The organism is Tardiphaga sp. 862_B3_N4_1, assembly GCF_051811085.1.
GTDB classification, from domain to species: domain Bacteria; phylum Pseudomonadota; class Alphaproteobacteria; order Rhizobiales; family Xanthobacteraceae; genus Tardiphaga; species Tardiphaga robiniae.
This window is the reverse complement of record NZ_JBPWQB010000002.1, coordinates 1,915,590-1,941,640: the sequence shown is the minus strand read 5'-3', so window position 1 is coordinate 1,941,640 and position 26,051 is coordinate 1,915,590. Positions and strand designations below refer to the sequence as shown.

Genomic DNA, 26,051 nt, shown 5'->3' with positions numbered 1-26,051 from the left:
CGCGTCGCCTTCGCTCCTTGCAATGACGTGGAGGGGCCAGAGCAAACGACCCAAGAAAGATAACACCATGAAACTCTCCCTCGAAAACCGCGTCGCCATGATCACCGGCCCCGCCAAGGGTATGGGCGCCTCCATCACCCTCGCCTTTGCCGAACAAGGCTGCAAACTGGCGCTGCTGGGCCGCGATACCTCGGCGATTGAGCCGGTTGCCGCCGAGGTGAAAGCCAAGGGCGGCGAGGTGATCGTCATTCCCTGCGATCTCACGAAGTCCGAGCAATGCGAGGCCGCGGCGGAGAAAACCAAGGCGGCGTTCGGCGGGCGCATCGACATTCTTGTCAATGTCGCCGGCGGCTCCGGCCCGATCGGCAAAACGGGGGTGCAGACCACGCCGGAGGAGTTCGACGAGATCGTCACGCTCAACATGAACGGTTGCTTCCACTCCATGCGCGCGGCGTTGCCGACCATGATCGATCAGCGCTACGGCAAGATCGTCAATGTTGGCGGCACCTTCGGCATGCGCGGCCGCGCCGGCCGGATGGCCTACTCGGCCTCGAAATGGGGTCTGCGCGGCATCACCAAGAGCTTCGCGCTCGAGGTCGGCCCGCACAACATCAACGTCAATTGCGTGGCGCCTGGCATGGTCGATGGCCCGCGCTTTCGCGACAAGGTCTGCCGCGACATGGCGCTGAAGCTCGGCATCACCGAACAGGAAGCCGCCGAGCGTCACGCCATGGACTACGCGCTGCGCCGCGTCACCGTCGATGCCGACGTCGCCAATGCCTGTCTGTTTCTGGCCAGCGACGTCTCGCGCCAGATTACCGGCGTCGACCTGCCGGTCGATGGCGGTTGGGCCATGCTGTGAGCGAGGGGGCTAACATGAGCGACAAGGTCGATCTGGTCATCAATGGCGGCACCATCGTATCGCCCGATGCAAGCTACAAAGCCAGCATCGCCATCAAAGACGGCGTGATCCACGCTATCGGCGCGCCGGAGGCGATGCCGCCGGCGACGCAGATACTCGACGCCACGGGCCTTCATATTCTGCCCGGCGCCATCGACGTGCACGTGCATTTCCGCGATCCCGGCTATCCGCAGAAGGAAGACTTTGCCAGCGGCACTGCCGCGGCGGCCTTTGGCGGTGTCACCACCGTGTTCGACATGCCCAACACGCTGCCCACCATCAACAATGCGGAAGCACTGGCCGACAAGCACAGGATCGCCTCCTCAAAAGCCTATGTCGACTACGGGCTCTATGCGGTGCTGGGCGAAGACAGCATCGAACATGTCGACGCGCTGATCGATGGCGGCGTGATCGGCTTCAAGCTCTATATGGGCAACACTTTCGGCCGCATCCCCTCGCCGACCACCGGCGCGATGCTCGAAGCCTTCGAAGTGGTGGCCCCGACCGGCAAGCGCATCTCGCTGCATGCCGAGACCAATTCCATCATGGAGCGCCGCGAAGCGCGGCTGCGTGCCAGCGGACGCATCGAGCCGATCGCGCATCTGGCAGCACGGCCCGCCGTCGTCGCCGTCGAGGCCGTCGCTCGCGCGGCGATCCTCGCCGAATGGACCGGTGCGCGCATCCACGTGCTGCACATTTCCTCCGCTGCCGAATTGCAGCCGCTGGCCGAAGCCAAGGCGCGGGGCGTCGACATTACCGGCGAGACCTGCCCGCAGTATCTGCTGCTGTCGGAGACCGATTACGAAAAATTCGGCGGCGTCGTGCGCGTCAATCCGCCGGTGCGCGAGAAGCCCAACCAGCAGCCGCTGTGGAACGCGCTGATGGATGGCACGATCGACATGATCGCCACCGACCATGCGCCACATGCACCGGACGAGAAGACCCGGCGGGACATCTGGACGGTCGACTGCGGCTTTCCCGGCGTCGAGACCCAGATGCCGCTGATGCTGACCGAGATCAACAAGGGCCGCGCCACCATCAACGACTACGTGCGCTGGAGCGCCGAGAGCCCCGCCAAAATCTGGGGCCTGTATCCACGCAAGGGTACGCTGACGGTGGGGTCCGATGCCGATATCGCCATCGTCGACCTCAAGCGCGAATGGACCGTCGACGACGCGATGATCCAGTCGCGCGCGAAGATTTCGCCGTGGCATGGCCGCAAGGCCTCGGCACTGCCGATCCATACCATCGTGCGCGGCCGCTTCGTGATGAAGGACCGGATCTTGCAAGAGGAAGCCCGCGGCACCGGGCAATCGGTGCATGCGATCCAGCAGATGCCGCCGGCGATGCCGGCCAACACCGACTCGACCATGGCCGCGATCACCTCCGTGCAGAAAGCCTGACCCGATGAACGCACCGCTCGCCCACCCAAAGCCCCGCGCTGTGGACAATGTGATCGAGCTCGAAAAGGTGCTCGTCACCTTCGGCACGGCGAAGAACGCCGTGACCGCGCTGGCCGAGACGTCGCTACGCATAGACAAGGGCGAATTCGTCGCCCTGGTCGGTCCGTCCGGCTGCGGCAAGTCGACGATTCTGAAACTGGTGGCCGGCACGCTGAATGCGACCCAGGGCAACGTGTTCGTTGCCGGCCGCGAAATCGGCGCGGGCGCGGCACGGATCGGCATGGCGTTCCAGAACCCCACGCTGCTGCCGTGGCTGAATATCCGCGACAATGTCATGCTGCCACTGAAGATCGTGCCGCCGTTCAAGGAAAGCTTCAGCGCCAAGCGCAAGAACGAATATCGCGACCGCGTCGAGGCCTCTCTGACGCAGGTCGGCCTCGGCGGCTTCGGCGACAAGTTTCCCTGGCAGCTCTCCGGCGGCATGCAGCAGCGTGCCTCGCTGTGCCGCGCGCTGATCCATGATCCCACGCTGCTGCTGCTGGACGAGCCGTTCGGCGCGCTCGATCAGTTCACCCGCGAGGAATTGTGGGAGATCATGCAAAATCTCTGGATCGAAAAGCGGCCGACGGTGCTGCTGGTCACCCACGACCTCAAGGAAGCCGCCTATCTGGCGTCGCGCATCTGCGTGATGCAGGCGCGGCCCGGCCGCATCGTCGATGACAGCGCGGTGCCGTTCGCGCGGCCGCGCACCATCGACGTGTCGTTCGAGCCGGATTTCGTCACGCTGACCCAGCGCCTGCGCCAGCGCATCGTCGCGGCTCGCGCCGTTCAGGAGATCGTGTCATGAGCGAACGCGTCCGCCGCCAGGTCATGTCCACCGCCTGCATCATCGGCTTCTTCGTACTGTGGGAATTGTTGTGCCTGATGTTCCATGTCTCGGACATCGTGCTGCCGCGGCCGAGCCAGGTGCTTGCGACGCTCTGGACGCGCTTCCCCGCGATCTGGCCGCATGCGCTGCAGACGCTGTACACAACCATGGTTGGGTTCGGCTTCGGCATCGCGATCGGCATTCTCTTGGGCATGCTGATCGGCTCGTCGAAGCTGGCCTATGACGTCGCCTATCCGATGCTGGTGGGATTCTCGTCGATCCCGAAAGTCGCGGTGGTGCCGATCTTCGTACTGTGGTTCGGCGCGGGCACCGTGCCGGCGATCCTCACCGCGATGATCATGTGCATCTTCCCGATCGTCGTGAACGTCGCCACCGGCCTTGCGGCGACAGAGCCCGAATTGCAGGACGTCATGAAGACGCTGCGCGCGACCAAGCTGGAAATTCTGTGGAATGTGGGCCTGCCGCGCACCATGCCGTACTTCTTCGCCTCCCTGAAGGTGGCTGCGACGCTGGCTTTCGTCGGCACGGTGATTTCGGAGACCGTGGCCTCCAATCGCGGCATCGGCAATCTGATGATGATCGCGTCGTCCAGCTTCGATGTGCCGCTGGTGTTCGCCGGCCTGTTCATTCTGGCTGCATTGGGCGTCGGCTTGTATATTGTGTTCTCGCTGATCGAGGCGCGCGTCACCGGCTGGGCCGTGCGCAGCGACAGTTTTGCCGCCGGCGGCTGAACACAGGACATTCCATGACGCAGACACTGCTTCCGAGCCCGACGACCGTTCATTGGGGTTATTTCGACGCCACGCTGAAGCCGATCGCCGCCATCGATCCCGGCGAGACGGTCACGATCACAAGCGTCAGCGGCACGCGCGAGAACCTCCCGACAGAAGCGGGCATGACCATCCGCCCCGAACTTGTCGCCATCCTGGATGCCGTCACGCCAGAACTCGGGCCGCATATCCTCACCGGGCCTATCGCCGTGCGCGGCGCCCAACCGGGTGACGCATTGCGTGTCGAGATCCTTGATGTCCAGCTCGCGGATGACTGGGGCTACACGCTCTTCAAGCCCGGCATGGGCACGCTGCCCGACGACTTCGACTATTTCCGCCGCGTCCATATCGGACTTGATCGTGCCAGCGGCGCGGTAAAGACCCCATGGGGCATCACGCTAAAGGCGCAACCGTTCTTCGGTGTGATGGGTACCGCGCCGAAACCTGCGGTTGGCCGGGTCAGCACGACCATGCCCTCGCATTTTGGCGGCAATATCGACAACAGGGAGCTCGGCGCAGGCTGCGTTCTCTATCTTCCTGTCTGGGCCGAGGGTGGCCTGTTCTCCTGCGGTGACGGTCACGCCGTGCAGGGTGATGGCGAAGTCTGTGTGACCGCCGTCGAGACCGGCCTCACCGGCACATTCAAGATCGATCTCGTCAAGAATACGCAGTTGGAGGCACCTTATGCCGAGACGAAGGATCACCTCATCTCGATGGCCTTCGATCCCGATCTCGACGAAGCCGCGCGTATCGCGCTCCGCCGGATGGTTAGCATGATCGTCGCACGCACAACGCTGACGCCCGACGATGCCTATATGCTCTGCAGTCTTGCGGCCGATGTCCGCGTCACCCAGCTGGTCAATCTCGACAAGGGCATCCATGTGATGATGCCGCATGCGGTTCTGAACCAGTCGAAGCGCTAAACCGCGCGTTCGGCCGGCTCAAACGCGACCCCTTCGTCGTCGATCTTGTCGACGAAGGTTGCCGGTACGAGGCGCTTGCGATTGATGGTCAGATCGAACACGTCGAAACGATTGTAATAGCCGACCACGTCGTGGAACTGCTTCGGCTCGATGCAGCGCCGCAGGTCGAATTCGGCATAGGCGATGCCCTCCTCGTCCTGCAGCATGTCGCCGAGCACTTCGCCGGTCGGGTCGACGAAGAAGCTGGCGGCCCGCTGCGTGCGATCGATCACATCGACCACGTCGGGATCCCGCGCTATCAGGAAGTCGCGCATCGCCTTGTCCATATAGCCGGCGGTGACGATGCCGAAGGCCTTGGCCTCGAACGAATGCGCGCTGGCGCGAATGCGATTGGCTGCGACATTGTTGAAATTGCCGCCGCTGCTCGGGCGGCGCGTCGGCCACATCGGCGGCCAGCTCGAAATGTGAATCTGCTCGGCCTGCGCCATCAGTGTATAGCGGGCCAGCGGATTGGTGTTCTCGCCACAGATGAGATTGCCGACACGACCCACGGGCGTATCGGCGACACGGAGGCCCGCGCCATCGCCGGCAGCCCAGACCAGCTTCTCATAGAACGTCGGCACCAGCTTGCGGTGATGATTGAGAATACTGCCGTCGGGCCCGATCAGGACATTGCTGTTCCAGATCAGGCCGACGCTGACCGGCGAGCTTTCGCTGATGCCCATCGAAACCGTCACGCCAAGCGCCCGCGCCTCGTTGCGCAAGGCGGCCATTTCCGGACCTGTAATCGAGACCGACTGTTCGGCCATCGTCACGAACAGATCGTGATTCTCGATTGGCGCCCATAGTGCCGCCCAGACCGGAAACGCCGGGATATAAGTTTCAGGAAATGCTATCAGCTGCGCACCCGCGGCCGCAGCCTCGCGAATGATCGAAATCGCCTTCGCCGTGGTGGCCGCGCGATCGAGAAATACCGGCGCAGCATGGACCGCAGCGACTTTAACCTGTGACGACATCGTCATTCTTCCTCTTGCATCGATGCAGCCATGTCTCAGGCTCGTCGGAAGGCCCCGAAATGTCGCTGAACCATGTTCGAGGAGGAACCTATCCATTCAGGGCCGCGGGACCACCGGGCATTTCTGCAACCCGGGGTGCACGGACCACCATGCTTCGAGGATCGACCGGGCCTGGCTGGGCGCCTCGCTTCACCACGTCTGGTTTCGGGAGTTGTCGCCGATGCCGTAGCCATAGCTTGTCGGCGCACTCGCATAGGAATCCATCGGCCGCACCGGCGGAGCAACGGAAGGAACCGTCACGCGGGCGGGAGCATGGACACGTCGCTGCTGTACACGGCGGGCTGCGCTGATGTCGGTGGAGAGCCGGGGATCTCCGATCCAGCGATAGGCCTTGTCGGACGCCGCCGAGCTCTCCGCCATGGAGGTCAACATCACGAAAGCCACGGATGCGGGCACTAAGAGCCACCGCCGGGCCGATTTCATCATCGTGTTGCGCGCAGACATTTGAGCGATCCTTTCATAGTGGTTGAGATAGCGAGATATTTTGGGGTGGAGCATTGATGCGAACTATTCGTCAAAGGCGGGGCGATCATGCAAGCGTCCGTGGCCCGCTTCTGGATACTCCCCGAGGAGCATCACTGCTGTGTTGCGAGTGCGGACATCATCATGTTGTCGCGGCGCCAGACGTTGGGGCTGGCCCCGGTCGCGCGGCGAAACTGGCGGCACATATGGGCCTGATCGGAGAAGCCACAATCGATGGCGATCTCGCAGAGTGACTTGCTGGTGGATGTCATCAGCTCCATCGCACGCGTCAGACGGCGGGAGACGATATAGGCATGGGGAGACTGGCCAAAGGTGGTCTTGAACGCATTTGAGAAGTAACCGCAACTCAGGCGAGCGAGACTCGCGAGATCCGATACTTGGATCGCCTCATCCAGATTTGAATCAATGTGGCGCTTGATCCGCTCCGCCTGCCAGCGTGCGAGGCCGCCCCTCGCGGGGCTGACGGGCGACGGTTGGGAGGGCGCCTCGAGCAGCGATGCAGCCTGCCTGATGCAGCGAAGAGCCGCACCGACATCCGATCCAATCGCCTGCCGTGCATCTAGCAGGAGCTGGGCGACCGTCGTAGAACTTGCGTCAGACAATACACCGGCAAACGAGTCAGAATTCTGGGACTGTGAATCGAGCAGCATATCGGTCTCCTTTGGGTGGTGAATGCCATCGACATCGCGATGACTTCGACGATCCAAGGATGAGAGATTCCGGCCGCGCTAACCATTCTACGAGAATAGAGATTCAAGAAACGAAGGTAATCCCGCCCTATACCAAGGTTTATTTCGGGCGAGACGCCACAGACTTCGGACGACTTCACCATTCCCTGCAGGACGCACGCCCTGCTTCCTATTTTGCGGCTCAAATGACCAATTCTGATCGGGTGCACCGCCCCTCACAGCTGCCCATGGCCATTGCGACAGCTATCCTTGCTGCGGGTATTTTCGCGTTCGACGCCTTCAGCACGTTCGAGATCGCCGTCGCGGCGCTTTATATCGTCGTGCTGCTGATGGCGCTCCGTTTCACCAATGTCACGGGCATCATCCTGATCGCTCTGGGCTGCATCGGCCTGACAATCCTCGGCTATCTGATCGGCCACGCGAACGACCCCAATGAGGGAGCAATGCTGCGCGGCGCCGTCAGCGCGCTCGCCATTGCCATCGCCGCCGTGCTCTGCGTCCAGATCAGGATGTCGGACGCAAGGCTTCGGCGGAGCGAAGAGCGCTATCGCAACATCTTTCAGGGCACGAGTGTTGCCATCTGGGAGCAGGACTTCACGGAAGCGGCCAATGCCTGCGCGCCGATCCTGCAACAAGGCATTCCCCGATTGCGCGACTATCTCATCGCCAATGAGGGCTTCCTCAAACATTGCCTGTTTCTCGTCCGGACCCTCGACGCAAATGACGCCGCGAAGCAATTGATCGGCGATCTCGACCAGAAGAACGTTCGGCAGTCCTGGGATGCGGCACTTGAGCCGGAGACTTTGGTCGCCTTTCGCGAAATCCTGCTCGCATTTCTTGCGGGAGAAAGCTCATTCACGATTGAAGCGGCCATCCGTGCCGTCAACGGCGAGTTGCGCACGACCATCGTCACGGCAACCTTCCCCACCGATCGGTCTCGCTCCGTCCTGATCAATTCGCTCGATGTCACCGCCAAGATCGCAGCCGAGCAAGCGCTCCAGCAGAGCATCGCAGAACTCACCCGCGTCTCGCGCATCGCGACATTGGGGGCCCTGACGGCATCGATCGGCCATGAGGTCAACCAGCCGCTTGCCGCCGTGGTGACCAATGCGGAGGCCGCCTTGCGCTGGCTGTCGCGGGAGCGGCCCGATCTCGGCGAGACCACGGCCTGCCTCAAGGAAGTCGTGCAGGAGGGCCGCAGGGCCGGCGACATCATTCACCGGCTGAGGTCGCTCGCCGTGAAGGGCGAGTTGGCGCGCGGCCAGGTCGACGTCAACGCTATCGTCACGCAGGTACTGGCGATGGTTCAGCGCGATCTGGCACAGCACCAGATTTCAGCAGTCCTCGACCTGACACCCGATCTGCCCACCATCGTGGGCGACGAGGTGCAGCTTCAGCAGGTGCTGATGAATCTCGTCAACAACGCCGTCCACGCCATGAAGGCGAGTGCGACGAAGGAGCTGAGGGTGTGGTCGGCACTCGATGCGACGCGGGGAATTCTCGTCTCGGTGCGCGATTCAGGATCAGGTATCCCGGACGACCATATGCAACGCCTGTTCGCGCCGTTCTTCACGACAAAGGCCGAGGGAATGGGCATCGGCCTCTCGATCTCCCGATCCATCATCGAGTGGCATCACGGACGCATCTGGGCGGAACGAAACGAGAGTGGTGGAACCACCTTCCATTTCGTGATACCGACGGCCACCGCAGAAGGATCCGGCAACCTTGCCTAACGACGCAGAAGCACCTTTGGTCGTCGTCGTGGACGACGAAGCCGCCATCCGCACTGCGGTTGGCAGTCTGCTGCGCTCGGTCGGATATGAAGTCAGCTTCGCCTCCTCGGCGGTCGAGCTTCTCGAGAGCGACATTCTCACCAGGGCCAGCTGCCTTGTCCTCGATATTCGGCTGCCGATCGTCAGCGGCCTTGATTTCCAGAAGCGCCTGGCCGATCTCGGCGGCAATACGCCCATCGTCTTCATGACCGGCCATGCCGATGTGCCGATGACGGTGCGCGCCATGAAGGCCGGAGCCGTCGATTTTCTCGCCAAGCCGTTTCGCGATCAGGAAATGCTCGATGCCGTCGCGGGCGCCGTGGAGCGCGACCGCAAGGCGCGGCAAGAGCGCGATGGACTGGCCGATATCAAGGAGCGTTTCGGCACTTTGAGTGCGCGGGAACGCGAGGTGATGGAATTTGCCACCGCGGGGTTGCTGAACAAGCAGATCGCCGCAAAGCTGAACCTCAGCGAAATTACGGTTAAGATCCATCGCGGCAAGATGATGAAGAAGATGGACGCAAAATCCTTCGCCTCCCTGGTGCGCATGGCCGAGGCAATCGGCATGAAACCAGCTCCCGGTACCTCCCGATAAACCTCAGTATGATTTCGCTGCACGGCGTTATTTGACAATATTCTGGGCGAAACGGCTCAACACTGGGGTCGCTGTCAAAGCCGCCGTGTGGAGATTGCGTTGAACTCTGAACATGCCATTGCCATCATCGACGATTCCTCGTCGGTTCGCCGCGCGCTTGAAAGCCTGCTGCGATCGCTGGGCTTTATCGTCCTCAGCTTCGAATCCGCCGAAGCGTTTCTGACATCGCCGTCGGTGCTCGCTACGTCATGCGTAGTGACCGACGTCGAAATGCCGGGCCTCACCGGCATCGACCTCTATGAGCGCATGCGCTCGGACAAGAACCAGACGCCGGTCATTTTCATCACGGCCAATTCCGAAGAGAAAGTGCGCGCGCGACTGGGCAGCACGCCCTGCGTCCTCAACAAGCCGTTCGAAGTCGACGAACTAGCCGCCTGCATCAACCAGGCCATCGCGGCGCCATAGCCGCCCGCACCGCCCCGGTCGTCATGGCGCCGATCCCCCATGAATGACGGGCTCGCATGCCCTGCACGCCGTCACGCGGCGGTTTTAACCCGCGTAGGTGTCGGATAGTGTGCGCGCACTTACATGGGGGAATGACATGAGTTTGTCTGGAGTTTTTGCGCGCGTCGTTGCGGTCATCGGCGGCGCGGCGCTGCAGTGGCGCCGCCTGCAGGGCAATACACACGCGCCCGCCTGGGGCAGCGCGCCCGTTGTGCCAGAGGCCAAGCCGCAAGGCGCCATCCCCACGCTGAAGATGCCGACCGCTCAGGGCTGGGCCGCGGGACAGAAGCCAGTTGTCGCGCCCGGGCTCAAGGTCAATGCCTTTGCCTCCGGCCTGAAACATCCGCGCTGGATCAACGTGCTGCCCAATGGCGACGTTCTGATCGCCGAGGCGACGCAGGTTGCCGGTCCCGTCCGTAACATGTTCGGCTATGCGATGCAGGCCACGATGCGGCGGGCCGCGGCGCTCGGCGTCAGCGCCAACCGCATCACGCTGCTGCGCGACCGGGATGGCGATGGCGTCGCCGAGACCAGCCAGACCTTCATGGAGGGACTGAACCAGCCGTTTGGCATGGCGCTGCTGAACGACACGTTCTATGTCGGCAATGTCGATGGCGTGGTGGCCTTCCCTTATGTGGCGGGCGCTGACAGCATCACCGCGCCGGGCAAGAAACTCACCAATTTCAAGTCGGGCGGCCACTGGACGCGGAGCATCCTGCCGAGCCCCGATGGCAGCAAGCTGTATATCGGCGTCGGTTCGCTGAGCAACATCGCCGAAGGCGGCATGGAGGTCGAAGAAGGCCGCGCCGCTGTCTATGAGCTCGATATTGCGACGGGCAAGAGCCGCATCTTCGGCGCCGGCTTGCGCAACCCCGTCGGCCTCGCTTGGGAGCCGACGACCGGCGCGCTATGGACCGTGGTCAATGAGCGCGACGGCCTCGGCGACGAGACGCCGCCGGATTACCTGACCTCGGTGCGTGACGGCGGCTTCTACGGCTGGCCCTATTGCTACTGGGGCAAGACAGTCGACGACCGCGTGCCGCAGGATCCAGCGCTGGTCGCCACCGCGATCACGCCCGACTATGCATTGGGCGGCCATACCGCCTCGCTCGGCCTCTGCTGGCTGCCCGCCGGCACGCTGCCGGGATTTCCGGACGGCATGGTTATCGGCCAGCACGGGTCGTGGAATCGCAGCACGCTCAGCGGCTACAAGGTCGTCTTCATCCCGTTCGTGAACGGCAAGCCGTCCGGACCGCCGCGGGATATCCTGTCGGGCTTCCTCGCACCGGACGAGAAGGTGTCCTATGGACGCCCCGTCGGCGTCACACTCACCCCGGATGGCGCGTTGCTGGTGGCCGACGATGTGGGCGACGTGATCTGGCGTGTGACGGCCGCGGCCTAAGGGCGCGGAATAGACCGGCAGGCTCGTGGAGCACGCGTTAGTCGCGCGCCCCACGCTCCGACCTTACTTCATTGTCGGCATCACGAATTCCGGACCTTGCGCAATGCTCGTTGGCCAGCGGCTGGTGACGGTCTTGAGGCGGGTATAGAAGCGAACGCCTTCCGGTCCGTGCATCGAGTGATCGCCGAACAGCGAGGCCTTCCATCCACCGAAGGAATGGAACGCCACGGGCACCGGGATCGGCACATTGATGCCGACCATGCCGACGCGGATGCGATGAGCGAATTCACGCGCGACGTCGCCGTTTTGCGTGAAGATGGCCGTGCCGTTGCCGTATTCGTTGTCGTTGATCATGCGCGCTGCCGTCGCATAGTCCGGCGTACGCACCACCGCGAGCACCGGCCCGAAGATCTCTTCCTTGTAGATCTTCATGTCCGGCGTCACGTGATCAAACAGCGAACCGCCGATGAAGTAGCCGCCTTCGTTGGACCGGAAGTCCCGACCATCGACGACCAGCTTGGCGCCCTGTTCGACGCCGGAATCCACATAGCCGCGCACCTTGTCGAGATGCTGCTGGGTCACCAGCGGGCCCATTTCAGATTCAGCATTGAAGCCAGATCCGACCTTGAGCGCACGAATCTTTGGCTCCAGCTTGGAGATCAAGGCATCCGCCATCTTCTCGCCGACCGGCACCGCGACCGAAATCGCCATGCAGCGCTCGCCAGCTGAGCCATAAGCGGCACCCATCAACGCATCGACGGCCTGGTCGATGTCGGCATCCGGCATCACCACCATGTGGTTCTTGGCGCCGCCGAGTGCCTGGCAACGCTTGCCGGTGCTCGTCGCGGTCGAATAGATGTAGCGCGCGATCGGGGTCGATCCGACGAAGCTGATCGCTGCAACATCAGGATGATGCAGCAGCGCATCGACGGCTTCCTTGTCGCCATGTACGACGTTGAACACGCCGGCTGGCAGACCGGCTTCGGCCAGCCATTCAGCAATCAGAAGCGATGCCGACGGATCACGCTCCGAGGGCTTCAGCACGAAGGTGTTGCCGCAGGCCAGCGCCACCGGGAACATCCACATCGGCACCATGACCGGGAAGTTGAACGGCGTGATGCCGGCCACGACACCAAGCGCCTGACGTACGCCGTAGCTGTCGACGCGCGTGCCGACATTCTCGCTGACTTCGCCCTTCAGCAGCTGCGGAGCACCCACCGCGAATTCGACCACTTCGAGGCCGCGCTGGATTTCGCCCTTGGCGTCCGACAGGGTCTTGCCGTGTTCGGAGGTGATCACAGCCGCGAGATCGTCGATGCGATCTTCACAGATGCGCAGGAATTTATTGAGAATACGGGCACGACGCAGCGACGGCGTATCGGCCCAGCTCTCTGCTGCCGCGAGTGCGGCAGCAACCGCGGCACCCACTTCGGACGTGCTGGCGAGGCCCACCTGAGCGGTCTGCTCTCCCGTCGCAGGGTTGAAAACCGGCGACGTCCGGCCGCTGCGACCTGCCACCTCCTGTCCGCCGATATAGTGCTTGATTTCCGAAGCCATCGAACTCTCCTTTGATGCTCCGGCGGTCTTGCGCCGCTTCCCCGGCCCGGACAACGCGAAGTATTGCGGCTTCGATGTGCAGCAAATAGAGTCCAACGATGGATTGGGACAAAGTTCGGATTTTTCTGGAAGTCGCCCGTACCGGCCAGATTCTGGGTGCCGCCAAGCGGCTGAAACTCAACCATGCAACAGTGGCGCGCCAGCTCACCGCCCTCGAAAAAGACCTGAAGACAAAGCTGCTGAACCGGCAGACAACGGGCTCGTCGCTGACACCATCAGGGGTTGCCCTTCTCGCAGCGGCAGAGCGCGCCGAATCCGAACTGCTCAAGGTCGGATCGCAGCTCACATCGGCCGCCGACAAGGTGGCCGGCACGGTACGGATCGGCGCGCCGGACGGGCTCGGCAATTATTTTCTGGCTGACAAGCTTGGCGGCTTTGCCGCAGCCAATCCGGATCTCATCGTCCAGCTCGTGGCGCTGCCGCGCACCTTTTCGCTTGCCAAGCGCGAGGCCGATATCGTGGTGACGCTGGAGCGGCCCGACGAAGGCAAGCTGATCTGCACCAAGCTCACCGACTACACGCTCAGCGTCTACGCGTCTGAGGACTATCTGGCTCGGTCGACGCCGATCCGCGAGCCCGGCGATCTCGCCGACCACCTGCTGATCACTTACATCTACGATATCATCTACAGCCGCGCGCTGGACTATGCATCGACCTTCAGCGAACTGATCACCCGCCGCTTCGAATGCGGCAGCGTGGTCGGCCAGCTTGAAGCAGTTCGTGCGGGCCACGGCGTCGGCATCCTGCACGACTACGCGGCGCAGCTTTATCCCGAGTTGAAGCGCATTCTGCCGGCCAGTCGCTTTACGCGAAGCTACTGGCTGGTGTCACATCCTGACACGCATGATACGAGCCGGGTCCGCGAAGTGCGCCGCTATATCGTCGCCAAGGTGCGCGAGGCGCGCAACCAGTTCATCGTGCAATAGGTCACAGCCGCTGCGCTCAGATTGCGGAAACGACCGCGCCGAATTTGGTGAAGAACTCACCCGCCAGCTTCTTGGCTGTGGAGTCGATCAAGCGCCCACCGAGCTGCGCCAGCTTGCCGCCGATCTGGGAATCGACCTCATAGTACAGGATCGTTTCACTGTCGCTCACCGCATCGAGCCTGATTGCTGCGCCGCCTTTGGCGAAACCGGCGACACCGCCGGAGCCTTCACCCATGATCCTGTAGCCGTTTGGCGGGTCGAGATCACTCAGCGTCACCTTGCCCCCGAAGGTCGCTTTCACCGGGCCCACCTTGATCACGACCGTTGCCGTCATCTCGGTCGGTGACGTCATATCCAGCACCTGACAGCCGGGAATACACTGCTTCAGCACAGCGGGATCGTTGAGCGCGGCCCAAACCTTGTCGCGCGAGGCCGGAAGGGTTTGGCTGTCTTTCATCTGCATGGGAGTGACCTGTCTGCAAGCATGCGCGTCAGACCGCGCAATAACGTTCCTGGATTTCCTTGTCGGCAAGCAATGCCGCCGAGCTGCTCTCGTAAACGACCTCGCCCTGGTCCATGATGATCGCGCGATCAGCAAGGCGCAGCGCCCATTCCACATTTTGCTCGACCAGCAGCAGCGTGACGCCCTGATCGCGCAGCTTGCGGAACAGAACGCCCATCTCTTCGACCAGCACCGGCATGATGCCTTCCGAGGGCTCGTCCAGCAGGATCATCTTGGGTTTGGCGATGGTGGCGCGGGCGATGGCGAGCATTTGCTGCTCGCCGCCGGACATGGTGACGCCTTCCTGATCGAGGCGCTCCTTGAGGCGCGGGAAGCTCTCTGCGATTTCCTCGATGGCTTCGCGCTCGTCGATCTTCCCGCGGTTGGCAACGAGACCAAGCTGGAGATTTTCGCGCACCGTGAGTCCCGGAATGATCCGGCGCTCTTCGGGCACATAGGCAAGGCCGAGCCTGAAACGATCATGGGCGGGCATCGACGTCAGGTCGTTACCGTCGAATGTCATGCCGCCCGTGGTTTTCGACATCAACCCCATGACCGAACGGATCGTGGTGGTCTTGCCGGCGCCGTTACGGCCGACCAGCGCGACGACTTCGCCCTGCGCCACCGAGATCGAGACCCCATGCAGCGTATGGCTGGCGCCGTACCAGGCGTTCAGGTCTTTGGTTTCAAGCATAGCCATCGTTCTGTCCCAGATAGACGCGACGAACCTCGGGGTCCGTCTGAATGTCGTGCGGCGTGCCATCAGCGATCAGCCGGCCATGGTGCAGCACCAGAATCCGGTCGCTGAGGCCGAGGATCATCTTCATCTTGTGTTCAACCAGGAGGATGGTGCGTTCCGCCGCCAGCTTCTCCAGCAGCGCCACCATTTCCTTGGTCTCTTCCGGACCCATGCCGGCGGTCGGCTCGTCCAGCAACAGCACTTCCGGATTGGAGATCAGCGCGATGGCAATCTCCAACGCACGCTGCTGGCCATGGGCTAGAAACTTGGCGGTCTCGTCGCGCTTGGTGACCAGACCGACAGCCTCCAGCGCCGCATCGGCTTTGGCATCAAGCTCTGTGAACTTGTTCCGGTTGGTCCAGATATTGTAGCGCGAGCGACTGGCCTGCGCGGCGACACGAACGTTCTCGTGGACGCTCAGATCGGGAAAGATGTTGGTGATCTGATAGGAGCGCGCGATGCCGCGATGCACGAATTCGTGCTGCTTCGTGCCCTTGAGATCGTCCCCCTTGAAGCGGATCGATCCGCTGGAGGGGGTAAGCACGCCGGACAGCACATTGAAGAACGTACTCTTGCCGGCGCCATTAGGGCCAATGATAGAGGTGACGCGACCCGGCCGGAACTCCGTCGTCACGCCTTGCAGCGCGACGAAGCCGCCGAACCTCACTCCGATATCGTTGACGGCGAGAAGCGGCGCGTTCATCGCATGACCCTTGTGAGAAATGTGCCCCAGATGCCCTTGGGCAGGAACAGCACGAACAGCACGAAGATGGATCCGACGATGATCTGCCAGTGCGACGTCCACAGCGAGAACACGTCTTCCATCACTAGGAACACCAGCGCGCCGATGAACGGCCCGAAGAAGCTGCTGGCGCCGCCGAGCAGCGTCATCATCACGATCATCCCGGAGGACAGGTAGTGCAGCGAATCCAGTGGCACGAAGGCCAGATGCAGCGCCGACATAGTGCCGCCAAGGGCGCAGATCGTGCCTGACAGGGTAAATGACAACAGCTTGGTGCGCTCGACATTGTAGCCGCAGGTCCGCGCACGACGTTCGTTCTCGCGGATCGCCTCGATAGCTGCGCCGAATGGCGAGTTGAGAATGCGCGAGACGAGCCACAGCGCTAGCGCTGCGAATACCATCAGCACGTAGTATTTGTTGACCGGGTCGAGAAAATTGATCTCGAATCCGAACAGATTGATCTTGTTGACAGTGAAACCGCGCAGTCCGTTCTCACCACCTGTCCAGGACGGTGTCTGGAGCGCCACGTAATAGACCAGCTGCGCGAGCGCGAGCGTCACCATCGAGAAGTAGATGCCGCGCGTGCGCGTGGACAGCGCGCCCATGACGAAGGCCAGCAGCGCACCGCCAATAACACCCATCAGCACCGCGAGATACCAGGGCACACCGAACTGGCCGATGGCGATGCCGGTGATGTACGCCCCGGTGCCGACAAAGGCCGCGTGGCCGAACGACAGCAAACCGGTATAGCCGAATAGCAGATTATAGCCGACGGCGACCGTGCCGTAGATCAGGACGTTCACCGCCAGCGCCTTGGACGGCAGCAGCCACGGCAGCAGGCATAGCGCGAGGATCGACAGCGGGACGCGATATTTGGTCACGAGCGATTTGAAGCGCGCAGGCTTTCGCGCACTGGCGGAAGGAGAAACGGCGAGCGCCGGTGATGTCATGGTCCGCTCCGTTACGCGAGTTTGCCGAACAGGCCCTGCGGCCGGATCAGAAGAACGATGGCCATCAATGCGAACATCACGATGGTCGCCATTTCCGGTGCGAACAGCGCGGTCATGCTGATCACGACGCCGACCAGAAGACCCGCGATGATCGAGCCGACCAGCGAGCCGAGGCCGCCGATGACAGTCACGACGAAGGCTTCGGCCAGCACCAAGGCGCCCATTTCCGGATTAACTGACCGCATCGGCCCGGACAGCACGCCGCCGAGCGAGGCGAGACCGACACCGAGCCCGAACACCAGCAACCAGACCTTGCTGATATCGACGCCGAGCACCTTCATCATGGTCGGATCGCGCGCGCCGGCGCGCACGATCAGGCCGAATTTGGTCTTCTCCAGCCCCATCCACAGCAGCACCACGACCAGGAAGACGACGCCGACGACGAAGATGCGGTAGATCGGAAAGAAACCGACGCCGAGATCGACCACCCCGGTCAGTGATGACGGCGTCGGGAATGGAATGCCGTCACTGCCGAATACGATCCGCACGCCTTCCACCAGCACGTAGCTGAGACCGAAGGTGAGCAGAAGCGGATCGTCGATCGAACGGCCGTAAAGCGGACGTATCAGGACATATTCGATTGCCATCCCGAACACGCCGATCATGATGGGGGCAACGAGCAGCCCCCACCAGAAACTGCCGGTCAATGAGGCGACCCATAGCCCGGCATAGGCGCCGACCATGAACAGCGCGCCATGCGCGAAGTTCACCACACCGAGCATGCCGAAAATGATCGACAAGCCGAGCGCGGTGATCACGAGGATCGCACCGAGGGCAACTCCGGAGAAGAGTTGCATCAGAATGAGTTCTGTATCCATGGACGACGAATGCTTTCGTTAGGCCGGGAAGCCGAGTTCAGTGCAGCTGCGCAGCACGTTTTCCGAAGCCGGCTCATTGGCCACGATGCTGAACAGATCGCTGTCGCCCTTCATATCGGCCTTCTTTTTGGACTCGAGCACGAGGACCGACTGGACCGACTGGTGATCACATTTGCGATAATATTGCGGGCCCTTGGCGACATCGTATTTCAGGCCTTCCAGCGCCGCGATCACCTTGTCGGTGTCGGTACCGCCAGCCACCTGCATCGCCTGCAGCAGCGACGAGACGCCGGTATAGCCATAGGCGCCGTAGTCGGTCGGGATCGCGCCGCCATTGGCCGCGCGATAGGCGTCGTTGAACGCCTTTGCGCTCGGCAACTGGCTCTCAAGGCCCCAATAGTAATTTGAACCGCCAACGACACCTTCGAACACTTCCGGGCTCACCGCCAGCCGCTGGTTATGCAGCAACACTGGCACGACGATCTTGGCCTGCTGCTTGAGGCCGAAATCCACCGCCTGCTTGATCGAATTGGCCTGGTCGCGGCCGAAATTGCTGATGCACAGGATATCCGGACGCATCGAGCGCAGACGCGGCATGAAAGTCGAGTAATCCGCAGCACCGAACGGGTGCATGATCTCGCCAACGGTCTCGGCGCCGATTGCGGCCTGCGCACGCTTGAAGCCGCGCAGCATTTCATGGCCATAGGCATAGTCGGCCACGAGATGCGCGACCTTGGTGCCCTTCTTGAACGCATGGCGCGCCACGGCACCTGCGGTCATGGTTGGGTTGAGAGCTTCATGGAAGGTGTATTTGCTGAAGTCCTTGACCTCATTGATGGTGTCGGACTGGCTGATGGAGACATAGAGCACGCCGCGGGCACGCGTCACTTCATTGACCGCGAGCTGCACCGCGCTGGACAGCGATCCGACGATCGCATGGACCTTGTCTTTTTCGATGAGCTCAAGCGTGCGCGTTGCCGCCTCGCCGCCATTGAGCTTGTCATCGCGCACCAGCAGCTCGATCTTGCGACCGTTAACGCCGCCCTTGTCGTTGAACTGCTTGACGGCGAGCTCTGCGCTCTTGACCTGATCCTTGGCTTCCGCCGCGAACGGGCCGGTCAGCGGTGTCGGAAAGCCGATGCGGATCGTGTCATCGGCAGCGCGTGCGATCCACGGCATGGCGACGACGCTCGCGCCGGTGCCGAGCGCGGCCAGCACGTGGCGGCGCGAAATATGAGTGCGTTTGGTGTCTCGAATGTCCTTCGTCATGATGTCCTCCGTTTGATTTCTTTTATGAGTCAGATGTGTCCAAGCGCCTTGAGTATTCGTGCAGGTGTCATTGGCACCTGCGCGAGCGTGCCTCCGAATGGCTTCATCGCATCATTCATCGCATTAAGTGCTGCTGCCGATGCCGCAGCCGTGCCGGCCTCGCCGACACCCTTGGCGCCGAGCTGGGTATCCAGCGTCGGCGTCTCGACATGTCCGATTTCGATGTCCGGCATCTCCACCGCCATCGGCACGAGATAGTCGGCGAGCGAGCCATTGGTGAGCTGGCCGTTGTCTCCGTAGACGCATTCCTCGAAGAACGCCGCGCCAAGGCCCTGCACGACGCCGCCGCGGATCTGCTCGTCGACCAGCAGCGGATTGATGACCCGGCCGCAATCTTCGACGACCCATAGCTTGAGTATCTTGACCAGACCTGTCTCGACATCGAGTTCGAGATGGCAGGCCTGAACGCCATTGGTGAAGGCGAAGGGATAGCCCTGCGGCGCATAGTGGTGCGCGACGGACAGCTGCGCTTGGGTGCCGGGCGGCAGTGTATCGGAACGGAAGTAAGCGATGCGCGCGATCTCGGAGAGTTCGATACGCTGCTGGGCGGTCGCGACATCTACGATCCAGCCACTATGAATATCGAGCTTCTCCGGTTCGTCCTGCAGGATCGCCGCAGCCACCGCGAGAACATTGGCTTTTAGCTTTTTCGTCGCTTGCAGCGCCGTCTCGCCGCCAATGCCGGCGCCGCGACAGGCGTAGGTCGCGCCGCCATGTGGGGTAGTGTCCGTATCACCTGTCATCACCTTGATGCGATTGCTATCGACACCGAGATGTTCGGCGACGATCTGCCCGATGATGGTCTCGGTGCCCTGCCCGAGTTCGGTCACTGAAATCGAGCAATGGACATCCCCCGACGGCGTGATCTTGATGATGGCGCCATCCTGCGACGAGATGCGCGCACCGCCGACGCCATAGAAGGCCGGACCGGGATTGGTGATTTCCACAAAGGTGGCAATGCCGATGCCGCGATGAATGCCTTTGGTCCGCAGTTCCACCTGCTCGGCGCGCAGCCGGTCGTAATTCATCATCTCCTTCAGCTTGGCGAGACAGGCATGATGCGACAGTGCTTCGAACTGATAGCCGGTCGGCGACGTGCAGGGATAGGCATCGTCGGGGATCAAGTTGCGGCTGCGGATGTCGAACACATCCTGCGCGGTCTTGTCGGCGATCATGTCCACCAGACGCTCGGTGACGGTGCAGGCCACCGGATGACCGACGGCGCGGTACTGGCTCATCTGCACCTTGTTCTGGAATACCACTTGGAGATCAGCCCGGTAATTCCTGAACGTGTAAGGCGCGCCCATCAGGCGATAGACCTGATTGCCTTCGACCACACTGGTGCGCGGATAGGCCGAGAACGCGCCGATGCCGGTGACATCCTCCACATCCATCGCCAGGATATTACCGTCGATATCCGCCGCCATGCGCGCGCGGACGCGGTGATCGCGCGCATGGATGTCCGACACAAAGGATTCAATACGGTCGGCGACATATTTGACTGGGCGGCCCAGCATCATGCTGAGCCCGACCACCGCCATGTCCTCGTGATACATGTGCAGCTTCATGCCGAACGAACCGCCGATATCCGGTGCGATCACGCGGACGCGGGATTCAGGGAGGCCGTAGTGGCGGGCATAGATGTCCTGGAACTGATACGGCGTCTGCGTCGCATGATGCACCGTCAATTGCCCCTCGCTGGCATCGTAATCAGCGATGATCGCGCGCGGCTCCATGGTGACCGCCGTGTGGCGGCCGAAGTGAAACTCCTCCTCCACCACATGCGCGGCGCCGGCGAAGACATCCTCGACACCACCGGTATCGATCTTGCCATGGAAACAGAGATTGCTGCCGAGTTCCGGTGAAATCACCGGCGCATCCGGTGCGCGCGCAGCGTCGATATCGACAACGGCGGGCAGTTCATCGAACTCGATATACACCGCCTCCGCTGCATCTTCAGCCAGTGCGCGCGCATCGGCCACGACCGCGACAACCGCCTGGCCGGACCATACGACCTTGTCGATCGGCAACGGCAGCTGCGGCGGTGACTTCATGCCCTTGAAGTGATCCATGGTGCCGATCCATGGCGCGCACAGTTTTGCGAGATCCTCGCCGGTAGCCACCAGTCGCACGCCGGGCATCTCGCGCGCCGTCGTCGCATCAATCGAGACGATGCGGGCGTGCGCATAAGGACTGCGCACATAGGCGACATGCAGCATGCGCGGCAGAGTGATATCGGTGACGTAACGGCCGCGGCCGGCGAGCAGCCGCTTGGCGTTCGGGCGCGGCACCGAGCGGCCGATATAGGAATTCGGACGATCGAGTGGAGTCAGCACGCTCATGCGCCAACCTCCTCGGGAGCCGAAGCATTCGCGCCCGCATGACGATCGCGCGCGACCTTCTCGATCGCATCGACGATTGCCTCATAACCGGTGCAACGACAGTAATTGCCCGACAGTGCGTCGCGAATGTCCTCACGCGACGGCACACCTGGCTGCGACAACAGGGCGTGGGCTGTCATCAACATGCCGGGCGTACAGAAGCCACATTGCAGGGCGTTACGCTGATGGAACGCCTCCTGGATGTCCGCAATCACCGCCCGATCATTGAGACCTTCTACCGTCTCGATGGCCGCCCCGCTCGCCTGCACCGCGAAGGTCAGACAAGAATGTACGACGCGGCCATCCAGAATAACCAGACAGGCGCCGCAAACGCCCATCTCGCAGCCGGTATGGGTGCCGGTCAGTTCCAGCGTCTGGCGCAGGAAATCCGCTAGCGTGATGCGCGGCGCGATGCTGCGCGACACCTCAGCGCCATTCACCGTCATGGTGACATTGACGAGATCGCTCATGCGCCCTGCCTCCCGATCTCGCCCAGCAGTCGACCGAGAAGAACGCGCGCAAGATGGCGCTTCATGGCAGGCGGCGCGTGCTCGTCTTCAGGCGGATCGAGATCGTCGCCAACGACGGCCTGCGCCGCAGCGATCGCGGCCTGATCCAGCCTCTTGCCGACCAGACTGTCCTCGGCCTGCCGGGCGCGCAGCGGCGTGCTGCCGACGGAGAAGAACGCAATACGCACCTGTTTGACGACGTCATCGACGAATTCGGCGAGAACACCGCAGCCGACCAACGCAAAGTCGCCACGCCGACGCGCAAGCTCATGAAAGGCCCAGCGATGATTGGGCTGAACCACCGGCACATGAATCGCGACAAGAAGCTCGCCCGGTTCGATCGCTGTCTGAAACAGATCGAGGAAGAAATCGTCGGCCGGCACGCGGCGTACGCCGTCGCGGCTAGCAATTTCGAGCTCGGCGCCCAGCGCCAACGTCATCGCCGGGAATTCCGACGCAGGATCGGCATGAGAGATACTGCCGCCGAGGGTGCCTTTGTTTCGTATAGCCGGATGCGCCACATGCGGCGCGGCTTCGCTGTAGAGCGGCGCGTGCCGGCGGATCAACGGATCGGTCAGCACTTCGTGATGGCGGGTGAGCGCGCCGATGCGCAACCAGTCACCCTGCAGGTCGACACCACGAAGCGTCGAGATATGCGCGATGTCGATCAGCAATTGCGGCGCCTGCAACCGCAAGGCAAGCGCCGGCACGAGGCTCTGGCCACCTGCGATGTAACTCGCATCGTCGCCGGCTTCCTCGAACGCTTTCAAAGCCTCCACCACCGTGGAAGCCCTCACATAGTTGAACGCCCTCGCCTTCAACGTCTTCTCCCTAAACGTCTCGCGGACGTCCAGTTGTGACCATTTGGTCGGAAATCTAGAACACGTCGATTTCCCCGGGTCAACTTAAAATGACCATTTGGTCTCTTTTTCGAATTGAGCTATTCAGAACTCCCGCAACGCGAAGAAAAAATGGCAAAAAAGCCCATCAAATCAGTCGAAAGGCCACCGCGTCGCAACATGCGCGCGGCGGAGCGCGAGCGGTTCATCGTCGATGAAGCCGTGAAATTTTTCGCGGAACACGGCTTCGGCGGGCAGACGCGCGAACTGGCGAAACGCATGGGCATCACCCATTCGGCAATCTATCGCCACTTCCCGAGCAAAGAGGCGCTGATCGAACGCGTCTATGAAGAGATCTATCTCAGCCGCTGGTCGCCGTCCTGGGCCGGCCTGATCCAGGATCGCACGCTGTCGCTGCAGGCCCGGCTGTCGCGCTTCTATCTCGAATATGTCGAGCAGGTCTTCGAATACAACTGGGTGAGAATCTTCGTCTTCTCCGGGATGAAATCGTTCGACATCACCAAACGGTATCTTCAGATCGTCCGCGAACAAATCATCGAGCCCGCCTGTTGCGAACTTCGTCACGAGTTGAAGCTGCCTTCAAGCGATCAGGTCCCGCTGTCGGAGCGCGAAGTCGAAATGTTCTGGGGTTTGCACGGCCGCATCTTCTATATGGCCATCCGGCGTTTCGTCTACGACACGCCGACACCGGAGCGACTGGACGACATCGTCAACGACGCAGTGAGGGTGTTTCTTGATGGCTCAAAACAGCTGATGCCTGAGCTTGTACAATCGGCATCATGACATTTGTAGCACAGCCACGCCGGCAGATTGATCAAGCTGCTCGAGCGCATGAAGTGCAGCTACGGAGCCAGGTTCTGCCGCGGCATTGATGTGACCCGGCACCGGCGCACGCATTTTGCGTCGAAAGAGTGAGATCGCGCCACACCGACATTACGGGCTTTCCGAAGTGCAACGTCCGAAATGGGCACCCGAGGTCGGAGAGAAGCTTGCTGTCGTCGTCACGAGTGCAACTGCAGCAGAGGAAAGCGAAACGCGCGTCACCGAGTATCATTTCTCTCAGCGATACTTATGCGCGCTTGTGTAGTTCCTTCACCGCATCGGGACTATCGAAAAGTACCGCTGCGAACAGATTGAATCGTTACGCACCGTGCTAACACTTCTCTGATACCAGCCTCCAAGTTTTAGCACAATAAACTCACTGTTTCGTCCGGTGCTGCGACAAACTCCCGCCTCAAACGTAAACAAACGTTAATCCATGGGCGCTTCGATCAAAGCTAACGCAGAACTGTAGTTACATACCTGCATTTACTTTTACGAAGATTCTTGGGGGCCTCGTCAACGTACTACAATACAGGGGAACGGTATTGGCAACATTACACTACGCATCAGGCGACAACATCGACGCACAAGGTAACTTCACCCCAGCTCAAGCAGGCTTCAATCTTGCCGACGTTTCGTCGGTGGAGCAAGTGAACGCTTTGCCGGCAGGCGTGAAGGGCCTCGTCTGGCTCGATCAGGGTGACGGCGTCACCCAGAGCTTCATCGACGCTGTGAAACCTTACATCGGTAATCCCAACGTCTACGGTTTCTTCCTTAAGGACGAGCCAGATCCCACGGGGCAGTGGAATACCCTCGTGACCGCTGCAAACCTGAAGGCTGAGTCCGATTGGATTCACGCCAACGTTCCGGGTGCGAAGACGTTCATCACCATGATGAACATGGGATCTTCGGATAATCCCAGCTTCGCGAATACGTACACCCCGGAGAACACCCATATCGACCTCTTCGGAATCGATCCGTATCCGGTGCGGTCGGATAGCTCGACAGTCGACTACAGCATGATTGACAAGGCTGTCGCTGCCGCCAAAGCCGCTGGAATTCCGGAGGCCAGCATCGTCCCGGTATTTCAGACATTCGGCGGCGGTAACTGGGTCACCGATCAGGGTGGTCACTATGTGATGCCGACCGCCGCGCAGGAACAGCAAATGCTCGACCATTGGGCATCTGTCGTTCCCAATCCGGCTTTCGACTACGCCTACGCCTGGGGATCGCAGAACGGAGACGTGGCGCTGGAAAACTCGCAAGCGCTCCAGAACGTATTCCTGCAGCACAATACGAGCACGACGACGGATTCGACGTCGACTGGAAGCACGACTCCGGTTGACACGTCGAGCAGCAACCCGACGACGCCGGTCGATACGTCGCATAGCGGCACCTCGACGGATACGACGTCTTCGAGCGATTCTTCGACGACGCCCACGGCCTCTCAGCCAACGACGACGGCGCCGACCACCGATACCAGCGGCTCCGGGCACAACCACCATCACAAGGCTGACTCCTCCCAGTCGACAGATGGAAGCACATCGTCCGGTTCCGGAGGTGGACACCATCACCACGGATCCGCGGCAAACGCGTCCGTGAGCACTGCAACGGATACCGCTTCCAGCAGCGTTACCGACACAGCGTCGGTCGACACCTCGACTGCGCCCACGACCACCGAGCCAACGACGACGGCGCCGACCACCAACGCCGGCCACTCCGGGCATAACCACCATCACAAGCTGGACTTCTCCCAGCTGACCGATGGAAGCACCTCATCCGGAGGTGGACACCATCACCACGGATCCGCGGCAACCGCGTCCGTGAGCGTTGCAGCGGATACCGCTTCCAGCAGCGTTGTCGACACCTCGACTGCGCCTACGACCACCGAGCCGACGACGACGGCTCCGGCCACCGACGTCGGCAACTCCGGGCACAACCACCATCACAGGCTGGACTTCTCTCATCTCACGGATGGGAACAAATCTTCCTGGGGTGGTCATCATCAGCACGCATCCGCTTCGCCCGCTGCAACCGCAGCAGCGACGGCTGCAACGGATACGGCTTCGAGCGACGTCACCGACGCAACTCTGGCGCCGCATCTGGACCTCGCCAGCCTCCACAACAACCATCACGTGGATCACCATTCGTGGCACTGGTAAACCCGCAGAACTGAGTCTGCGACAAAGAACGACATATGCGCGGTGATCCGCGCATATGAAAGCGACTTGGGGGGCCTTCATGGCCCCCCATTTGGGGATCATCGCGGCCAGTATGGTCGCGAGAGGAATGCCGTCTCGCGCAGTGCGGGATGTGTTGCGTACGAGCCAATTCGCGCTCGCTTCTTCGCATATGGCTTCTCTAACGTTAGCGCCGTCCGATCCGGGCG

The 26,051-nt window shown here is 61.8% G+C and carries 25 protein-coding genes; 12 read left to right on the top strand and 13 right to left on the bottom strand.

Going from position 1 to position 26,051, the window contains the following annotated elements; all coding sequences use genetic code 11:
- Window positions 1-67 precede the first annotated feature (67 nt).
- From AB8B02_RS26480 to AB8B02_RS26460, 5 genes are read left to right on the top strand one after another with little or no spacing between them, the layout of a single operon-like run.
- Window positions 68-862 (top strand): SDR family NAD(P)-dependent oxidoreductase, encoded by a 795-nt coding sequence (locus AB8B02_RS26480; protein ID WP_439065592.1) that lies wholly within the window; start codon window positions 68-70, stop codon window positions 860-862.
- A gap of 14 nt (window positions 863-876) precedes the next feature.
- Window positions 877-2,304 (top strand): allantoinase AllB, encoded by a 1,428-nt coding sequence (gene allB, locus AB8B02_RS26475; RefSeq protein WP_439065591.1) that lies wholly within the window; start codon window positions 877-879, stop codon window positions 2,302-2,304.
- Window positions 2,305-2,308: 4 nt separating this feature from the next.
- Window positions 2,309-3,151: an ABC transporter ATP-binding protein gene (locus AB8B02_RS26470; RefSeq protein WP_439065590.1), complete on the top strand. Its 843-nt coding sequence runs from the start codon at window positions 2,309-2,311 to the stop codon at window positions 3,149-3,151.
- On the top strand, window positions 3,148-3,924 hold the full coding sequence (locus AB8B02_RS26465) for an ABC transporter permease (protein WP_068737726.1): 777 nt from the start codon (window positions 3,148-3,150) through the stop codon (window positions 3,922-3,924). The genes AB8B02_RS26470 and AB8B02_RS26465 overlap by 4 nt, the downstream gene beginning before the upstream one ends.
- A 14-nt stretch (window positions 3,925-3,938) precedes the next feature.
- Complete coding sequence (locus tag AB8B02_RS26460) at window positions 3,939-4,886, top strand: acetamidase/formamidase family protein (protein WP_439065589.1); 948 nt, start codon at window positions 3,939-3,941, stop codon at window positions 4,884-4,886.
- Here AB8B02_RS26460 and AB8B02_RS26455 read toward each other — a convergent pair.
- The 3 genes from AB8B02_RS26455 to AB8B02_RS26445 form a co-directional block, all read right to left on the bottom strand.
- Window positions 4,883-5,902 carry a carbon-nitrogen hydrolase family protein gene (locus AB8B02_RS26455; protein ID WP_439065588.1) on the bottom strand — a complete coding sequence of 340 codons (1,020 nt, stop codon included), beginning with the start codon at window positions 5,900-5,902 and terminating at the stop codon, window positions 4,883-4,885. The two genes, AB8B02_RS26460 and AB8B02_RS26455, sit on opposite strands and share 4 nt — an antisense overlap.
- Before the next feature lie 189 nt (window positions 5,903-6,091).
- Window positions 6,092-6,358: a hypothetical protein gene (locus tag AB8B02_RS26450; protein WP_439065587.1), complete on the bottom strand. Its 267-nt coding sequence runs from the start codon at window positions 6,356-6,358 to the stop codon at window positions 6,092-6,094.
- Between the two features lie 179 nt (window positions 6,359-6,537).
- Window positions 6,538-7,095: a helix-turn-helix domain-containing protein gene (locus tag AB8B02_RS26445; RefSeq protein WP_439065586.1), complete on the bottom strand. Its 558-nt coding sequence runs from the start codon at window positions 7,093-7,095 to the stop codon at window positions 6,538-6,540.
- 266 nt (window positions 7,096-7,361) lie between these two features.
- On the opposite strand from AB8B02_RS26445, the gene AB8B02_RS26440 reads away from it, so the two are divergent.
- From AB8B02_RS26440 to AB8B02_RS26425, 4 genes are all read left to right on the top strand, one after another.
- Window positions 7,362-8,867 carry a sensor histidine kinase gene (locus AB8B02_RS26440; RefSeq protein ID WP_439065585.1) on the top strand — a complete coding sequence of 502 codons (1,506 nt, stop codon included), beginning with the start codon at window positions 7,362-7,364 and terminating at the stop codon, window positions 8,865-8,867.
- Window positions 8,860-9,501, top strand: coding sequence for a response regulator transcription factor (locus AB8B02_RS26435; protein WP_089266657.1), 642 nt, complete (start codon window positions 8,860-8,862; stop codon window positions 9,499-9,501). Before AB8B02_RS26440 ends, AB8B02_RS26435 begins: the two co-directional genes overlap by 8 nt.
- A 99-nt stretch (window positions 9,502-9,600) precedes the next feature.
- Window positions 9,601-9,966, top strand: a complete 366-nt coding sequence (locus tag AB8B02_RS26430; RefSeq protein ID WP_158596738.1) for a response regulator — start codon at window positions 9,601-9,603, stop codon at window positions 9,964-9,966.
- Window positions 9,967-10,102: 136 nt separating this feature from the next.
- Entirely contained in the window at window positions 10,103-11,407 is a 1,305-nt protein-coding gene (locus AB8B02_RS26425; RefSeq protein WP_439065584.1) for a PQQ-dependent sugar dehydrogenase, read from the top strand.
- 63 nt (window positions 11,408-11,470) lie between these two features.
- Here the strand turns inward: AB8B02_RS26425 and AB8B02_RS26420 are convergent, their stop codons facing one another.
- Window positions 11,471-12,964, bottom strand: a complete 1,494-nt coding sequence (locus tag AB8B02_RS26420; protein WP_439065583.1) for a CoA-acylating methylmalonate-semialdehyde dehydrogenase — start codon at window positions 12,962-12,964, stop codon at window positions 11,471-11,473.
- A gap of 98 nt (window positions 12,965-13,062) precedes the next feature.
- On the opposite strand from AB8B02_RS26420, the gene AB8B02_RS26415 reads away from it, so the two are divergent.
- Window positions 13,063-13,950: a LysR family transcriptional regulator gene (locus tag AB8B02_RS26415; protein WP_439065582.1), complete on the top strand. Its 888-nt coding sequence runs from the start codon at window positions 13,063-13,065 to the stop codon at window positions 13,948-13,950.
- Between the two features lie 16 nt (window positions 13,951-13,966).
- Here the strand turns inward: AB8B02_RS26415 and AB8B02_RS26410 are convergent, their stop codons facing one another.
- From AB8B02_RS26410 to AB8B02_RS26370, 9 genes are read right to left on the bottom strand one after another with little or no spacing between them, the layout of a single operon-like run.
- On the bottom strand, window positions 13,967-14,413 hold the full coding sequence (locus AB8B02_RS26410) for a CoxG family protein (RefSeq protein ID WP_439065581.1): 447 nt from the start codon (window positions 14,411-14,413) through the stop codon (window positions 13,967-13,969).
- 28 nt (window positions 14,414-14,441) lie between these two features.
- A complete protein-coding gene (locus AB8B02_RS26405) occupies window positions 14,442-15,146 on the bottom strand; it encodes an ABC transporter ATP-binding protein (protein WP_439065945.1) in 705 nt (234 codons plus the stop codon).
- Window positions 15,139-15,894 carry an ABC transporter ATP-binding protein gene (locus AB8B02_RS26400; protein WP_175369530.1) on the bottom strand — a complete coding sequence of 252 codons (756 nt, stop codon included), beginning with the start codon at window positions 15,892-15,894 and terminating at the stop codon, window positions 15,139-15,141. The genes AB8B02_RS26405 and AB8B02_RS26400 overlap by 8 nt, the downstream gene beginning before the upstream one ends.
- Window positions 15,891-16,883 carry a branched-chain amino acid ABC transporter permease gene (locus AB8B02_RS26395; RefSeq protein ID WP_439065580.1) on the bottom strand — a complete coding sequence of 331 codons (993 nt, stop codon included), beginning with the start codon at window positions 16,881-16,883 and terminating at the stop codon, window positions 15,891-15,893. The genes AB8B02_RS26400 and AB8B02_RS26395 overlap by 4 nt, the downstream gene beginning before the upstream one ends.
- An 11-nt stretch (window positions 16,884-16,894) precedes the next feature.
- Window positions 16,895-17,761, bottom strand: a complete 867-nt coding sequence (locus AB8B02_RS26390) for a branched-chain amino acid ABC transporter permease (RefSeq protein ID WP_089266642.1) — start codon at window positions 17,759-17,761, stop codon at window positions 16,895-16,897.
- 18 nt (window positions 17,762-17,779) lie between these two features.
- Window positions 17,780-19,030, bottom strand: a complete 1,251-nt coding sequence (locus tag AB8B02_RS26385; protein WP_439065579.1) for an ABC transporter substrate-binding protein — start codon at window positions 19,028-19,030, stop codon at window positions 17,780-17,782.
- A gap of 29 nt (window positions 19,031-19,059) precedes the next feature.
- Window positions 19,060-21,432: a xanthine dehydrogenase family protein molybdopterin-binding subunit gene (locus tag AB8B02_RS26380; RefSeq protein WP_439065578.1), complete on the bottom strand. Its 2,373-nt coding sequence runs from the start codon at window positions 21,430-21,432 to the stop codon at window positions 19,060-19,062.
- Entirely contained in the window at window positions 21,429-21,941 is a 513-nt protein-coding gene (locus AB8B02_RS26375) for a (2Fe-2S)-binding protein (RefSeq protein ID WP_439065577.1), read from the bottom strand. The genes AB8B02_RS26380 and AB8B02_RS26375 overlap by 4 nt, the downstream gene beginning before the upstream one ends.
- A complete protein-coding gene (locus tag AB8B02_RS26370; protein ID WP_439065576.1) occupies window positions 21,938-22,801 on the bottom strand; it encodes an FAD binding domain-containing protein in 864 nt (287 codons plus the stop codon). The genes AB8B02_RS26375 and AB8B02_RS26370 overlap by 4 nt, the downstream gene beginning before the upstream one ends.
- A 150-nt stretch (window positions 22,802-22,951) precedes the next feature.
- Between AB8B02_RS26370 and AB8B02_RS26365 the strand changes: the two genes are divergently transcribed.
- Both AB8B02_RS26365 and AB8B02_RS26360 read left to right on the top strand, forming a co-directional pair.
- A complete protein-coding gene (locus AB8B02_RS26365; RefSeq protein WP_439065575.1) occupies window positions 22,952-23,623 on the top strand; it encodes a TetR/AcrR family transcriptional regulator in 672 nt (223 codons plus the stop codon).
- Window positions 23,624-24,207: 584 nt separating this feature from the next.
- Complete coding sequence (locus tag AB8B02_RS26360) at window positions 24,208-25,824, top strand: calcium-binding protein (protein ID WP_439065574.1); 1,617 nt, start codon at window positions 24,208-24,210, stop codon at window positions 25,822-25,824.
- Window positions 25,825-26,051 lie beyond the last annotated feature (227 nt).

Coding starts and splice junctions, on each gene's coding strand:
- AB8B02_RS26420 (WP_439065583.1), bottom strand. CDS start 12,964: ATGGCTTCGGAAATCAAGCACTATATCGGCGGACAGGAGGTGGCAGGT.
- allB (WP_439065591.1), top strand. CDS start 877: ATGAGCGACAAGGTCGATCTGGTCATCAATGGCGGCACCATCGTATCG.
- AB8B02_RS26385 (WP_439065579.1), bottom strand. CDS start 19,030: ATGACGAAGGACATTCGAGACACCAAACGCACTCATATTTCGCGCCGC.
- AB8B02_RS26400 (WP_175369530.1), bottom strand. CDS start 15,894: ATGAACGCGCCGCTTCTCGCCGTCAACGATATCGGAGTGAGGTTCGGC.
- AB8B02_RS26380 (WP_439065578.1), bottom strand. CDS start 21,432: ATGAGCGTGCTGACTCCACTCGATCGTCCGAATTCCTATATCGGCCGC.
- AB8B02_RS26455 (WP_439065588.1), bottom strand. CDS start 5,902: ATGTCGTCACAGGTTAAAGTCGCTGCGGTCCATGCTGCGCCGGTATTT.
- AB8B02_RS26480 (WP_439065592.1), top strand. CDS start 68: ATGAAACTCTCCCTCGAAAACCGCGTCGCCATGATCACCGGCCCCGCC.
- AB8B02_RS26390 (WP_089266642.1), bottom strand. CDS start 17,761: ATGGATACAGAACTCATTCTGATGCAACTCTTCTCCGGAGTTGCCCTC.
- AB8B02_RS26470 (WP_439065590.1), top strand. CDS start 2,309: ATGAACGCACCGCTCGCCCACCCAAAGCCCCGCGCTGTGGACAATGTG.
- AB8B02_RS26405 (WP_439065945.1), bottom strand. CDS start 15,146: ATGCTTGAAACCAAAGACCTGAACGCCTGGTACGGCGCCAGCCATACG.
- AB8B02_RS26375 (WP_439065577.1), bottom strand. CDS start 21,941: ATGAGCGATCTCGTCAATGTCACCATGACGGTGAATGGCGCTGAGGTG.
- AB8B02_RS26415 (WP_439065582.1), top strand. CDS start 13,063: ATGGATTGGGACAAAGTTCGGATTTTTCTGGAAGTCGCCCGTACCGGC.
- AB8B02_RS26460 (WP_439065589.1), top strand. CDS start 3,939: ATGACGCAGACACTGCTTCCGAGCCCGACGACCGTTCATTGGGGTTAT.
- AB8B02_RS26425 (WP_439065584.1), top strand. CDS start 10,103: ATGAGTTTGTCTGGAGTTTTTGCGCGCGTCGTTGCGGTCATCGGCGGC.
- AB8B02_RS26410 (WP_439065581.1), bottom strand. CDS start 14,413: ATGCAGATGAAAGACAGCCAAACCCTTCCGGCCTCGCGCGACAAGGTT.
- AB8B02_RS26365 (WP_439065575.1), top strand. CDS start 22,952: ATGGCAAAAAAGCCCATCAAATCAGTCGAAAGGCCACCGCGTCGCAAC.
- AB8B02_RS26465 (WP_068737726.1), top strand. CDS start 3,148: ATGAGCGAACGCGTCCGCCGCCAGGTCATGTCCACCGCCTGCATCATC.
- AB8B02_RS26445 (WP_439065586.1), bottom strand. CDS start 7,095: ATGCTGCTCGATTCACAGTCCCAGAATTCTGACTCGTTTGCCGGTGTA.
- AB8B02_RS26395 (WP_439065580.1), bottom strand. CDS start 16,883: ATGACATCACCGGCGCTCGCCGTTTCTCCTTCCGCCAGTGCGCGAAAG.
- AB8B02_RS26440 (WP_439065585.1), top strand. CDS start 7,362: ATGGCCATTGCGACAGCTATCCTTGCTGCGGGTATTTTCGCGTTCGAC.